Annotated in this window: 14 protein-coding genes; 5 read left to right on the top strand and 9 right to left on the bottom strand. The window is 70.0% G+C overall.

All coding sequences use genetic code 11. The features are described 5' to 3' along the window. Positions 1–94 precede the first annotated feature (94 nt). Together JOE46_RS21705 and JOE46_RS21700 are read right to left on the bottom strand one after the other, a co-directional pair. Complete coding sequence (locus JOE46_RS21705; RefSeq protein WP_209928457.1) at positions 95–790, bottom strand: alpha/beta hydrolase; 696 nt, start codon at positions 788–790, stop codon at positions 95–97. Positions 791–817: 27 nt separating this feature from the next. Next, the gene (locus tag JOE46_RS21700; protein WP_209928456.1) at positions 818–2,395 is read right to left on the bottom strand and encodes an AMP-binding protein; all 1,578 of its coding nucleotides are present in this window, start codon (positions 2,393–2,395) and stop codon (positions 818–820) included. A 144-nt stretch (positions 2,396–2,539) separates the two neighbouring features. On the opposite strand from JOE46_RS21700, the gene JOE46_RS21695 reads away from it, so the two are divergent. Then, the gene (locus JOE46_RS21695; protein WP_209928453.1) at positions 2,540–3,295 is read left to right on the top strand and encodes an FAD-binding oxidoreductase; all 756 of its coding nucleotides are present in this window, start codon (positions 2,540–2,542) and stop codon (positions 3,293–3,295) included. Positions 3,296–3,363: 68 nt separating this feature from the next. On the opposite strand, the gene JOE46_RS21690 is transcribed toward JOE46_RS21695, so the two are convergent. Together JOE46_RS21690 and JOE46_RS21685 are read right to left on the bottom strand one after the other, a co-directional pair. Further along, on the bottom strand, positions 3,364–4,218 hold the full coding sequence (locus tag JOE46_RS21690) for a mycofactocin-coupled SDR family oxidoreductase (protein ID WP_209928451.1): 855 nt from the start codon (positions 4,216–4,218) through the stop codon (positions 3,364–3,366). Between the two features lie 2 nt (positions 4,219–4,220). Next, a complete protein-coding gene (locus JOE46_RS21685; protein ID WP_097210029.1) occupies positions 4,221–5,021 on the bottom strand; it encodes a mycofactocin-coupled SDR family oxidoreductase in 801 nt (266 codons plus the stop codon). A gap of 152 nt (positions 5,022–5,173) precedes the next feature. On the opposite strand from JOE46_RS21685, the gene JOE46_RS21680 reads away from it, so the two are divergent. The 4 genes from JOE46_RS21680 (at position 5,174) to JOE46_RS21665 (ending at position 7,675) form a co-directional block, all read left to right on the top strand. Further along, the gene (locus JOE46_RS21680; RefSeq protein WP_097210028.1) at positions 5,174–5,725 is read left to right on the top strand and encodes a nuclear transport factor 2 family protein; all 552 of its coding nucleotides are present in this window, start codon (positions 5,174–5,176) and stop codon (positions 5,723–5,725) included. A 29-nt stretch (positions 5,726–5,754) separates the two neighbouring features. Continuing rightward, positions 5,755–5,907, top strand: a complete 153-nt coding sequence (locus JOE46_RS21675; protein WP_209928449.1) for an antibiotic biosynthesis monooxygenase — start codon at positions 5,755–5,757, stop codon at positions 5,905–5,907. 80 nt (positions 5,908–5,987) lie between these two features. Then, positions 5,988–7,118: a TauD/TfdA family dioxygenase gene (locus tag JOE46_RS21670; protein ID WP_209928448.1), complete on the top strand. Its 1,131-nt coding sequence runs from the start codon at positions 5,988–5,990 to the stop codon at positions 7,116–7,118. After that, entirely contained in the window at positions 7,115–7,675 is a 561-nt protein-coding gene (locus JOE46_RS21665; RefSeq protein ID WP_209928446.1) for an HD domain-containing protein, read from the top strand. Before JOE46_RS21670 ends, JOE46_RS21665 begins: the two co-directional genes overlap by 4 nt. Here the strand turns inward: JOE46_RS21665 and JOE46_RS21660 are convergent. Genes JOE46_RS21660 through JOE46_RS21640 form a run of 5 tightly spaced genes read right to left on the bottom strand, consistent with a single transcriptional unit; the run spans position 7,662 to position 12,468 of the window. Then, positions 7,662–8,417: a GntR family transcriptional regulator gene (locus JOE46_RS21660; protein ID WP_097210027.1), complete on the bottom strand. Its 756-nt coding sequence runs from the start codon at positions 8,415–8,417 to the stop codon at positions 7,662–7,664. The two genes, JOE46_RS21665 and JOE46_RS21660, sit on opposite strands and share 14 nt — an antisense overlap. A gap of 25 nt (positions 8,418–8,442) precedes the next feature. Then, positions 8,443–9,540 (bottom strand): ABC transporter ATP-binding protein, encoded by a 1,098-nt coding sequence (locus JOE46_RS21655; protein ID WP_097210026.1) that lies wholly within the window; start codon positions 9,538–9,540, stop codon positions 8,443–8,445. Further along, positions 9,537–10,451 (bottom strand): ABC transporter permease, encoded by a 915-nt coding sequence (locus JOE46_RS21650; RefSeq protein WP_209928445.1) that lies wholly within the window; start codon positions 10,449–10,451, stop codon positions 9,537–9,539. The genes JOE46_RS21655 and JOE46_RS21650 overlap by 4 nt, the downstream gene beginning before the upstream one ends. Next, positions 10,439–11,326 carry an ABC transporter permease subunit gene (locus JOE46_RS21645; RefSeq protein ID WP_209928444.1) on the bottom strand — a complete coding sequence of 296 codons (888 nt, stop codon included), beginning with the start codon at positions 11,324–11,326 and terminating at the stop codon, positions 10,439–10,441. The genes JOE46_RS21650 and JOE46_RS21645 overlap by 13 nt, the downstream gene beginning before the upstream one ends. Continuing rightward, a complete protein-coding gene (locus tag JOE46_RS21640; RefSeq protein ID WP_307861323.1) occupies positions 11,326–12,468 on the bottom strand; it encodes an ABC transporter substrate-binding protein in 1,143 nt (380 codons plus the stop codon). Before JOE46_RS21640 ends, JOE46_RS21645 begins: the two co-directional genes overlap by 1 nt. Between the last annotated feature and the right edge of the window lie 220 nt (positions 12,469–12,688).

Below are 12,688 nucleotides of genomic sequence, written 5' to 3'. Positions count from 1 at the left end.
GGGCCACTCGGCGTTGTCACATGTTCCAACGCTCGGAAGGTTGAGTCTGTTCCGCTCAAGTTTGAGAATCTTGGGGCTGATGTGGTGGCGCTGGTCACAGCCCGAGGCCGACGCGGTACCGCTCGAGCCGCTCCACCAGCTCCGCCGGGTGCGCGAGCGCGGGCAGGTGGCCGCCGTCCATCTCGTCGGGTGTGATCCCCAGCCGATCCCGCACCACCCGGCGCTGGAACTCCGCGGGGAACATGCGGTCCTGGCGGCACAGCAGGAACCGCGTCGGCACGTCCGGCCACGCCGGTAGCGGCCAGGGCGCGAGGAACGGCGTCTCGGACTGTTCCCGCGCCCCGTCCGCCATCACGACCGGGATCAGCTCCGGCGGCACGTCGTGCAGAAAGACCGTGACCGGATCGAACTCGGCGTCGGGGTCACGACCGTCCGCCACGTCCTGCGCGCGGCGGGCGGCCCTCTGCCCGGTGTTCGCCCACCAGTCGCCCGGCGCCTCCCCCGGAACCGGGACCATCGCCGCGACCAGCACCATCAGCGACACCGGTACCCGCTCGCACACCAGCGGCGCGGTGAACCCGGCCATCGACTGGGCCACCAGGATCAGCCCGGTGCGGTCGCCGATCGCGTCGACCACCACATCGGTGTACTCCGCGAGCCCGGCCGAATCGTCGTCACACGGCAGGTCCGGCGTCACCACGTCGTGCTCGGCAGCGCGCAGCAGCGGCGCCACAAACTGCCAGTACGACGAGTCGGATCCGGCTCCGGGGATCAGGACGTAGGTGGCCATGGGCCGACGCTACGCCCGCGATCGCCGCTATACCGCGCGCGCCGCGCCCTCCCAGTAGCGCGCCCGCAGTGCTTTCTTGTCCAGCTTGCCCAGCGGGGTCAGCGGGATCGCGTCGACGAAGTCGATCGTCTTGGGCGCGTGCACCGCACCCTTCGCGGCCTTCACCCGCTCGACCAGCTCGGCGACCTCCACCGTCGCGCCCTCGCGCAGCACCACGCAGGCCTTCACGGCCTCGCCCCACTTCTCGTCCGGCACACCGACAACGGCGACCGAGGCGACCGCGGGATGACCGGAGATGACGTCCTCGATCTCCCGGGGGAAGACGTTGAAGCCGCCGGTGATGATCATGTCCTTCTTGCGGTCGACGATGTACAGGAATCCGTCCTTGTCCGCGCGGGCGACGTCACCGGTGTGCAGCCAGCCGCCGCGCAGCGCCTCGGCGGTCTCCGCCGGCTTCTTCCAGTAGCCCTGCATCACCAGCGGGCCGCGCACGCAGATCTCGCCGAGTTCGCCGCGGGGCACCTCGTTCAGGTCGTCATCGAGCAGGCGCACGTCCAGCCACGGCACCGGACGCCCACAGGAGGCCAGCCGCTCGAGGTTGGCGGGGTCGTGCTCCTCCTTGCGCATCACGGTGATGGTCATGCCGCACTCGGACTGACCGAAGTACTGGAAGAAGATCGGGCCCAGCTTCTCGATGCCCTCGACCAGGCGCGTGGGCGACATAGCCGCCGCGCCGTAGTACAGCGTCTGCAGGCTGGAGAGGTCCCGCTTGGCCAGGTCCGGGTGGTCGAGCAGCATGTAGATCATCGTCGGCACGAGCATCGTCACGGTGATCTTGTGCTTCTCGATCGCCTCGAGGACGGCACCCGGCTCGAAGGCGGGCAGCACCACCAGCGCGCCGCCGCGCATCAGCGTCGGCACGAAGAACGCCATGCCCGCATGCGAGAGCGGGGTGCAGGCGAGGAATCGCATCTCGTCCGGCCACTGCCACTCGGCCATCTGGATCTGCGGCAGCGTCACGCCCGACTGGAACGTGTTGATCACGCCCTTCGGCTTGCCGGTGGTGCCGCCGGTGTAGACGATGCTGCTCGGGTCGGAACCGGACACCTTCGCTGCGACCAGTGGCCCGGCGGTGAAATCCCCCACCAGCGCCAGCAGGTCGACGCCGACCTCGGACGGGCCGAGCGAGAAGAAGTTCTTCAGCGACGGCACCGAGGCCTTGAGCTCCGCCGCGCGCGCCTCGAACGCAGTGGGATCGAAGATCAGCGTCTCGATCTCGGAATCCTCGAGGATGTAGCGGTGATCGTCGAGCGATCCCATCGGCGCCAGCGCGGTGTTGCGGCAGCCGAGGATCATCGTGGACCCGACGCTGATGAGCACCTCGGGACGGTTCTTCGAGAGCATCGCGACCGTGGAGCCAGTGCCGATGCCGAGGGACTGCAGCGCCTGCACGAAGCAGCTGATCTGGTCGCGCATCTGCCCACCGGTGAGCACCACATCCCCGAGGTAGAGCGCGGGGCGGTCCGCGTTGCGCTCCAGCGCGGTGATCAGCAGGTCCGCGGTGTACTGCGGGCGGTGCAGGTCGGCGAGCTCATCGGTGGTCATTTTTTCTCCGCTCTGACTGGGGGTCACGGCTGGCGGGCCGCGGCCGTGCACGTGGCACGCCTCACATTAGAACGCAAACTGACACATGTTCTAGTGGCAATTGCATTTGTGCAGGTGCCAAACCCGTCGCGATACCCTCTGGTCATGCAGAACACGGGTGTCGAACAGCAGGTGTGGACCGCGACAGTGGTGGAGCACCATCGGCTGCGAACCGATCTCGCGGTCGTCCGGCTGGAGGGCGAGTTCGTCCCGTTCACCGCGGGGCAGTCGGTCTCGGTGACCGTGCCGCAGAACCCGCGGGTCTCGCGGCGGTACTCCCCCGCCCTCCCGCCCTCGCTCGACGGCAAGCTCGAGTTCCACGTCCGGACGGTGCCCGCCGGCTGGATCAGCAGCGCGATCGTCGGCGACACCGCCCCGGGCGACCAGTGGCAGATCAGCGAACCGAGCGGACGCCTGTCGGTCGACGATTCCGGCCGGGACGTCGTGATGGTCGCGGGCGGCACCGGACTCGCCCCGTTCCGCTCGATCATCCTGGAGCTCGCGCGGCGACCGAGGCCGCCGCGGGTGTACCTGTTCATCGGCGGCCGTCATCCCCGCGACCTCTACGGCTCGGACATGCTGTGGATCCTGGCCCAGCAGCTGGACTGGCTGACCGTGGTTCCGGTCGTGGAGCACGTGCAGGACCCCGAGTGGGCCGACGAGTGGTACGACCGGACCCGCGTCGACATCGGCTTCGGCCCCGACGACATCATCGCGGGCACGCTGGCCGAAGTCGTCAGCTCGTACGGCGCCTACACCGACCACCAGGTGCTGGTCTGCGGCTCCCCCGCCATGGTGCGGTTCACCCTGCGCTCGCTCATCGACAGCGGAACCCCCGCGGGCGCGATCCAGTTCGAATAGGCGCTCCGCGCCCGTGCGCGGTTGACGAGTCCACACACTCGTCAACCGCGCACGGGCGGCGCAGCCGCCTAGCGCCTGGTGCTGCCTGCGTCGACAGGCAGGGACACCGAGGTGATGTAGCGCGCCTCGTCGGACGCCAGGAAGAGCGCGGCATTCGCGACGTCCACCGGTTCGATCCACGGGATCGCGAGCATGTTCATCGTCGCGGCCGACTCCGCGAACTCCTCGCGCGTCGGCGGCCGGTCGAGATCGGGGCGGAACTTCGCGCGCACCGCGTCGTTCTGGATCATCGGGGTGTCCACGTTGGTGGGGTGCACGGTATTGACCCGAACCCGGTGCGGCGCCAATTCCTTTGCCATCGAACGCATCAGCCCGACGACGCCGTGCTTGGCGGCGGTGTAGTGGGCGACACCGACCAGGCCGCGCAGCCCGGCGATCGAGCTGGTGAGGATCATCGACCCGCCACCCCGCTCGATCAGGTGCGGCGCCGCCACCGCGCACGTCTGCCACACCCCGGTCAGGTTGACGTCGAGCATGGTCTTCCAGGTCTGCTCGTCGAGATCGAGCGCCGGGGCCGAGGAGGTGATCCCCGCGGTGGCGCAGACGATGTCGAGGCCGCTGAACGCCGCGACGCCGGCGTCCACCGCGGACGACAGCGCCGCCCGATCGCGCACGTCCACCTCGAAAGTCTCTATCCGCCCGCCCGTTTCGCGCACGAGTGCCGCGGTCTCGGCGAGGTCCGCCGCGCTCGACGGCGGCGTGACCACCGTGTCGACCGGCCCGCACAGGTCGACGGCGATCACGTCGGCGCCCTCCTGCGCGAACCGCAGTGCCTGCGCCCGGCCGATGCCGCGGGCCGCGCCGGTCACCAGCGCGACCTTGCCCGCCACCCGTCCGCTCGGAGTAGTCCCCGCTCGCGTCATCGTCACACCTTCTGTGTCAGGCCGGCGTCGACCACCAGCTCGGTTCCGGTGATGTACCGGGCTTCGTCGGATACCAGGAAGAGCAGGGCGTTGCTGACGTCGGCGGATTCCACCCACGGCACCGGCAGCAGATGGTTGCGCGCCAGCACCTCCATCACGTCCTCCGCGGTGGGGTCCGCCAGGTCGGGCCGTAGCCGGGCGAAGGTGGCGGGGTTCAGCGTCATCGCGGTACCGACCGCGCCGGGCAGCAGGGCGTTGACGCGAATCGACCTCGGCCCCAACTCGTTTGCGAGGGTCCGCATCAACCCGATCACCGCGTGCTTGCTCGCCGAGTAGTGGGCGGCGCCCGCGACGGCCTTCATGCCCGCGGTCGAGCTGACGATGACGACCGACCCGCCGCCGGCGCCGATCGACGGGGCCGCGGCCTTCACCGTGTGCCAGACGCCGGTCAGGTTGATGTCCAGGGAGCGCTGCCACACCGGGGCGTCGATGGTCCACGCCGGGCCCGGGTTGTCGCAGACGCCCGCATTGGCGACGACGACATCGAGCCGGCCCAGCTCGGCCACGCCCGCGTCCACGCCCGCCTGCACCGCGGCGAGGTCGCGGACGTCCGCTGCCCCGACCGCCGCACGCCGCCCCGCCTCGCCCACCAGCCGGGCGGTCTCGGCCAGGTCGGCCGCCGCGCCGGGAAGGTCGAGCGCGATGATGTCCGCGCCCTCCTCGGCGAGACGGACCGCATGGCTGCGCCCCATTCCGTTACCGGCGCCGGTGATGAGCGCGACCTTGCCCGCCATACGAGACATCGGTGTCTCCTTCCACGTCTGCAGCCGACGCTAAGGGGCACTCCTCATGGCCGACACAAGCTCTCCCGCGCAGCGGGAGGTCCGCACGAACTCCGCCTGTCGCGGTGGGCGTCCGGGGCAGTATTCGATCGACCCGACGATTGGAGACCCACATGGCGATCATCGATCCGACCCGCACCTGGGAGATGCTGCAGAGCCGACTGGCCGACACGACCAACCCGCGACATCGCGTGGTGCTCGGCGCCGTTCTGGAGCACATGCAGGCCGAGGAGGAGCCCGACCTCGACCGGTTGATGGGCACCCTCACCCCGGACCCCGCCTACCACTTCTGGAACGCCGGAAAGGACGTCGGCCCCAAGGGAACGGACGCCGTTCGGACGTACTACAGCTGGTTCATCGGGACCCAGACGAACGTGCTCGAGTTCGCGCTCGACCGGCTGGTCGTGGACGACCACTGCGTGGTCACCGAGGGATTCCTCAAGCAGATCTACCCCGGCGCGTATGCCGCATCCGTCGGCATCGAGGTCGACGACGAGAGCGCCGACTACCTGGTGGTGAACCGACAGCTGATCCTGTGGCCGGTGGACGCCGACGGGCTCATCGGCGGCGAGGACTCCTACCAATCCGGCCCGGTGAGCGTCACGAAGATCGCGTTCGAGGACCTGCCGCGCAAGTACGTGGACATGGTCCACGTCTCCACCTGAGACCACAACGACGACCTGAAAGGCACACCGTGCACACCGCTTTCATCCGCGTGAAGGTAGCCCCGGCCGCGGCCGACCGCGCGGCGCTCGCCATGCTCGCACTCGTCGAGCCGACGCTCGCCGAGCCCGGCTGCGTCACCTACGAGCTCTGGGAGTCCAACCACGCGTCCACACTCGCCTGATCCGCCACGCTCTGATCCGCCACCCACTGTTCACCCCGGCGTTGTCGACCGGCACGCCCGACCATGCCAACCTCGAAGACATGTACAGCCAAGTTATCGAGAAGAGGGCAATCGACGCGTCGGTCGTCGACGGCGACCTGCGTCTGACGGTCGACGGCAAGGTGGTCGAGGTTGCCGCGGTGTGGCTCCGCGACGCGTGCACGGACCCCGCCAGCCGCGACGCCGTGAGCGGTCAGCGACTGTTCAACATCGTCGACCTGCCCGCCGAACTCCGGGTCCGCGACGCCCGGATCCGCGGCGACCGCGTCGAGGTCGAGTTCGCCCCCGACGGCCACCGGTCGACCTTCGAGCTCGACGCGCTGATCGCAGCGGACGCGCCTGCGCCACTGGCCGATTCGCGTACCGAGCAGGGCAAGCGGCTGTGGCGTACGGCCGCCGAGGCGTCGCCGCTGCGGTCCCACGACTGGGCCGGCTATCTCGCAGAGCCGACGCCGGCACTGCGCGAGGTGGTGGGATGCGGATTCGCGCTGCTGCGCGGGGTGCCGACCGAGCCAGGTCAGGTCACCAAGGTGGCCGAGACGTTCGGCTTCGTCCGGGAAACCAACTACGGCAGGCTCTTCGACGTGCGGGTCGAGGAGAACGCGGTGAACCTCGCCTTCACCGGCCTCGCGATCAGCCCCCACACCGACAATCCGTACCGCGACCCGGTGCCGACGCTCCAGCTCCTGCACTGCCTGCACAACGCCTCGGTCGGCGGCGAGTCAGGCCTTGTCGACGGCTTCGCGGCCGCGGCAACCCTGCGCGAGCGCGACCCCCGCGCCTTCGAGATCCTCACCGGCACCGCGGTGACGTACCGCTTCGACTCCCCCGACGCCCATCTGAGCGCGGTCACGCCCCTGATCTCCCTCGACCAGTCCGGCCGCATCCGCGAGATTCGTTTCAACAACCGCTCGATGGCGGTGCCGCGCCTACGTCCCGACCTCGCGCGCGAGTTCTATCGCGCCTACCGCGCCTTCGCCGAGCTGTTGTACGCACCCGAGGCCCGGCTCGATTTCCACCTCGGCGCCGGCGACTGCCTGATCTTCGACAACACCCGACTGCTGCACGCGCGCACCGCCTTTGCCGCCAACGGTGACCGACACCTCCAGGGCACCTACGCGGACCTGGACGGACTGCTGAGCACCATCGAGACCTACCGGGAGATCCGATGACCCACGCCTACGATGCCCTGACCGCGCTGTTCGACGGAGAGGGCGGGCAGGAGTACCTCGGCGAGCAGGTGTCCATGGCCCAGCACATGCTCCAGACCGGGCGGGCCGCACGCGCGGCGGGCGCCCCCACCGAGCTGGTGGTAGCCGCGGTGCTGCACGACGTCGGCCATTTCTCAGGCGCGATCAGCGGCCGAGAACTCATGTCGGGCAACGACAACCACCACGACGCCGTCGCAGCCGAGTGGCTGACCACCTGGTTCGACGATGCGGTGACCGAGCCGGTGAGGCTGCATGTCGCGGCCAAGCGCTACCTGTGCGCCACCGACCCCACCTACTACGACAAGCTCTCCGACGCCTCGAAGTTCACCATGGCGGTGCAGGGCGGGGTGATGGACGAGGCGGAGGTCGCGGCGTTCGCCGCCGAGCCCTACGCCGAGGAAGCCTGCCTGCTACGCCGGTTCGACGACCTGGGCAAGGACCCCGACGCGCCCGCGGTCACCCTCGCGGACTTCCGCGTCGACATCGACGCACTGGACCGAACCCTCAGCGGGAACTGACCCGGCTGGTCGCCCCGGCGGCCAGCGAGTTGCGGACCACGAACGCGACGGCCTCGCCTGCGTACAGGTCGATCGAGCATTCGAGGACCTCGCCGACAGGGTCGGTGGTCCGCCGGACCGTCCGCAGCAGCGGCGCTCCGGGAGCGAGGCCGAGCAGCTCGGCCTCCCGGGGTCTCGCCGCGACGGCGTCGATGGCGTGCTCGGCGTCGGCGAAGACGATGCCGTGGTCCGCCAGGCGGTCGGTGATCGACTCGGCGTCCAGGTCGATCGCGGCGATCAGCGGCGCGAGCGACTCCGGGTAGTAGGTGCTCTCCAGCATCGTCGGCGCCGCCCCCAACAGCCGAACGCGTTCGACGTGAAAGACGTTGGCGCCCTCGGCGACTCCGAGCTTGTCCGCGACCGCCCCGGACGCCGGCACCGCGGCAGCGCCCAGCGTCCGGCTGCTCGGCGTCTCGCCGAGGCCCCGCGCCCACCGGGAGAAGCTGACCAGCTCGGTCATCGACTGCACCTTCGGGCCGCTCCGGACCTGCCGCCGTGCACCCCGTCGCGAGGACACCACCCCGGTGGAGCGCAGGAACGCGAAGGCCTGGCGGATGGTCCCACGGGAGACGCCATACCGCGCCGTCAGCTCGTTCTCCGACGGCATCGTGGCCCCGCCTGCGAAGTCACCGCGTTCGATCGCGGTCTGGATGTCCGCGGCAATCGACCGGTAGAGCGGCAGATCGCTTGCTCCCGCACTCATCTCACCACCGTACCGACCCGGCGGCTCACGCCAGCAGCACCGGGCGGTCGAGCAGGGACACGTGCACTCGGGTGCCGGGCGTCAGTGCCCCACCGCGATGGCTGGCGACGTCGGCGAGCAACTCCGCCCCGTCCGGCCGTGCCAGCCGCAGCCTCGTCGACGCTCCGTAGAAGGTCGCTGCCGAGACGACTGTGTCGCCCTCGGTGGCCTCGTGCACCAGCACCGCCTCGGGACGCGCCAGTACGGTCACCGGGCCCGGCCCGGGCCACGCTCCGTCACAGACCAGGGTCTGCTCGCCCACGCGGACGGTGCCACGGTCAACGGCGACCGCCGGGATGTGGTTCATCGTGCCGACGAACTCGGCGACGAAGGGCGTCGCCGGACGGCGGTACACCTCGCTCGGGGGCGCACACTGCTCGAGCCGGCCTGCCCGCATCACCGCAACCCGATCCGCGACGGCGAGGGCCTCCTCCTGATCGTGGGTGACCAGCAGGGTGGTCACGCCCAGGTCCAGCTGGATCCGGCGGATCTCCTCCCGCAGCTGGTACCGGACCTTGGCGTCGAGCGCCGAGAGCGGCTCGTCGAGCAACAGGACGCGGGGGGCGATCGCCAGCGCCCGCGCCAACGCCACCCGCTGCTGCTGTCCGCCGGAGAGCTGATGCGGGAACTTGGCGACGTGGTCGGCGAGGCCGACCAGGTCGAGCAGCTCCCGCGCCCGGGCCAGCCGCCCGCCGCCCCGGCGTCCGCCGCCGCGGCCGCGCAACCCGAGGCCGAATGCGACGTTGTCCTGGGCAGTCATGGTGGGGAAGAGGCTGTAGGACTGGAAGACCATCCCCATGTCGCGGCGGTTGGCAGGCAGGCCCGCCGCGTCGCTACCGCCGACCAGCACCTGCCCGCTGTCCGGCTGGTCGAAACCGGCGAGGATCCGCAGAGCGGTGGTCTTGCCGCAACCGGACGGCCCGAGCAGCGCCACCAGTTCGCCCGGGGCGACGTCGAGGTCCAGCCCGTCCAGTGCGTTCACGGCGCCGAAGGTGCGCCGGACGCCGACGAAGCTGACGGCCGTGCCGCCGCCGTTGACGGTGGCGCGAGGCGGGGTCTCGTTTCGGACGCTCGGATTCGTCATGGCTTTGCCTTTCGTGTTCGGCCCGCGACCGCCACCACGATCAGCAGCAGCGCCCAGGTGACTGCCAGGCTGAGCAGGGCCAAGGCGACCTGCAGCTGGCCGTCGGTGGCGCCGGACTGGGCGAGCCACACCGGGAAGGTCGGGAAGATCAGGATTTTCGCGATCGTGTACTCGCCCATCACCAACGCGAAGGCGAGGAAGCCCGCGTTGAGCAGCGACGTCCGCAGGGCCGGGAGCACGACGCGCCACAGCACCGTCGGCCAGCGCGCCCCCAGGTTCAGCGCCGCCTCGACCAGGACGGTCACCTTCGAGCCACGCAGCCCGGCATCGAGGCTGCGGTAGGTGAACGGCAGGGCGATCACCACGTACATCAGCGCGAGCACCAGGGGCAGGGACTTGTCCTGCAATGCGGTGAACACGGCAGAGACCTCGACGAACTCGCTGCCGTTGCCCCAGCCGAGCACACCACGGACGCCGACGACGAGGGCCACCGGCGGAATCACCAGCGGCAGCAGCGAGAACACCTCGACGTAGGGCCGCGCCCGCGGCAGCCGCAGGTGCACCAGCAGCATCGTCGGCACCATCAGCGCCAAAGTGATTGCCACCGAGATCAATCCGAGCAGCAGCGAACTCGTCATCGCGTCCACGAAGCCGGTCGCCGTGAAGATGCGGGTGTACGCCGCCAGACTCGGACCGTCGGCGCCGTCCACAGTGAACCAGAACGCCACCAGGACCGGACCGAGGAAGTACAGGCCCGCCAGCCCGAGGACCACCCCGCGCCAGAAACGCACCGGCGGCCCGGCCCGGCGCACGCGGCCCCGAGACTGCGGCGGGGCGGCGGTGGGCGCCGGCGCCCCAGCAGTTGGTGTCACCGTGCTCGGTGCCACCGGCGCGCCGATCACTGCAACCATCGCGAACTCCTCCGCTGCATCAGTTGGTAGAGCAGGGTCAGCGGGACCACCACCACGATCATGGACAGGGCAAGAGCCGCCCCCAGGTTCTCCTGCCCGGCAAGGACATTTCCGGACAGCGCGCCGTCGATCCGCAGCGGCGTGATCGCCAGCGTGCCGTTGGTGAGCGCCTCAGCGGTCGCGTACGACGAGAAGGCGGTGCAGAAGAGCAGCGCGATGCTGCCGAGGAAATGCGGCAGCAGGGCCGGGCCCGCGACGTGACGCCAGTATTGCCAGCCACGCGCACCGAGCCCCTCGGCCGCCTCCCGCCACTCGGGGCGAAGGCCCTCGATCGCCGGGGTGATGACCAGCACCATGAGCGGGATCAGGAAGTACAGGTACACGAACTGCACCCCGCCCCGCGAGTACAGGTCCAACCCCAGGTCGTCGCGAAGCGAGAGTCCCAGGCGCTCCTGCACGAAGACGGTGAGCACGCCGGCGTTACCGATCGCCGCGACGAAGAGGAACGCCAGCGGCAGCCCACCGAAGTTCGCGAGCACCGCGGCACTGGTGGAGACCAGTTTCTGCAGCAGCCCGCCCCGGCTGGTGGCCACCGCGTACGCGAGCACCATCCCGAGCACGGCAGCGATCACCGCACACACCAGCGACATCGTCGCGCTGTTCCACAACGCGTCCAGGTAGGCGCCGCCGAGCGCGGCGGACATGTTCGCGACGCCGAAAGTGCTGGCGCCGCCCTCGCCGCGCACCCGGAACGCCGAGTACGCGATGACCGCGGTGGGCAGCAGGAAGAAGACGCTCACGTAGCCGAAGAACGGCACCAGACCGAACCAGCTCCACGGCAGGCGCGCGCGGCGCGCGGCAGTCCCGGATCGCACTACTGGACCGTGCTCGCCCACGTCTGCGTCAAGGTGTTCTTCGCCGCGGTTGCCTGTGCATCCGTGGGGAATTCGGCCTTGACGTTCACCGCGGGCAGGTGCTCGGCGAGCGCCGGGTCGACGGTTCCCGCGGCCTGCATGGCCGGCAGGCGCGCCGGGCGCGCGTAACCCGCGAGGTAGCCGTTCTGGCCCTCGTCGCTGTAGAGGTACTCCTGCCACAGACGCGCGGCTGCCGGGTGCGGTGCGGTCGCACTGATCGCCTGCGCGTAGTACGAGCCGATCGTCGCGTCATTGGAGACGGCGACGCTCCAGCGCACCCCGGCGTTCGCGAGGTCCTTGGTCTTCGCCGCGTTCAGGTAGTCCCAGTCGACGACGATGGGGGTCTCGCCGGACTGGATCGTGGCCGCGGTCGCCTTCACGGGGACATAGTTTCCGCTGGCCTTGAGCTTGCCGAAGTAGTCGATCCCAGGCGCGATGTTGTCGACCGAACCCCCGTTGGCCAGGGCCGCGGACCAGACGGACATCAGGGCGGAGTTGCTCTTGAGGGGATCCCCGGTCAGCGCGACCTTGCCCCGGTACTCGGGCTTGGCCAGGTCCGCGAACGAAGCCGGGCACACTGCCACCTTCGCGGCGTCGCAGCCGATCGAGATGTATCCGCCGTAGTCCGCGTACCAGGTGCCGTCGGGCGACTTCTGCGTCTCGGGGATGCCGTCCCAGGTCGCCACCCGGTACGGCGCGTAGAGCCCCTCTTCGGCACCGCTGATGGCGAACGCGGTGCCGACGTCGACCGCGTCGGGCGCGCGGTCCTGCCCCTTGAGGGACTTGATCGCGTTGACCTCGTCGGCGCTGCTGGCCTCCGGGTTGTCGACGGTGACCGGGATGCCGTACTTGGCGCCGAAGTTGTCGATGAGATCGCCGTAGCCTGCCCAGTCGCGGGGCAGAGCAATGAGATTCAGCGATCCTTCCGCCTTGGCGGCGGCGATCAGCGCTTCCATCCCGCCGACGTCGGCGACCGATGTGGCGGTGGCCGCGGCGGCGGGTGACGCGGTCGCATCAGCCTTCTTGGTGCAGGCGGCCGAGCCGAGGACCACGGCCCCCGCGACGAGAATGATGCCCGCGTTGCGAATCGATGTTCTGCGCACGTGTCCGACTCCAGGGTGAGAGTGCCCATCCGCTGCGGCCGGTTGGCCGAGCAGGTCAGACTCTGCGTGCACAAGTTGTATAGCCAAGAGACCGATCGGGGCGGCCAGGTGAACACAACCTGAATGCCTGGTTGTGACCCGGCCCGCGGTCCGGGAATGCCTCCGCCGCCACAACGTTGACGGCGGTCCCGGAGGAGTCCCAATGCCCCCGAGACCGTCG

The organism is Rhodococcus sp. PvR099, from assembly GCF_017833315.1.
Lineage (GTDB): Bacteria > Actinomycetota > Actinomycetes > Mycobacteriales > Mycobacteriaceae > Rhodococcus_G > Rhodococcus_G oryzae.
Note: the sequence above shows the minus strand (reverse complement) of the source record. Positions and strands in the feature narration are given on the sequence as shown.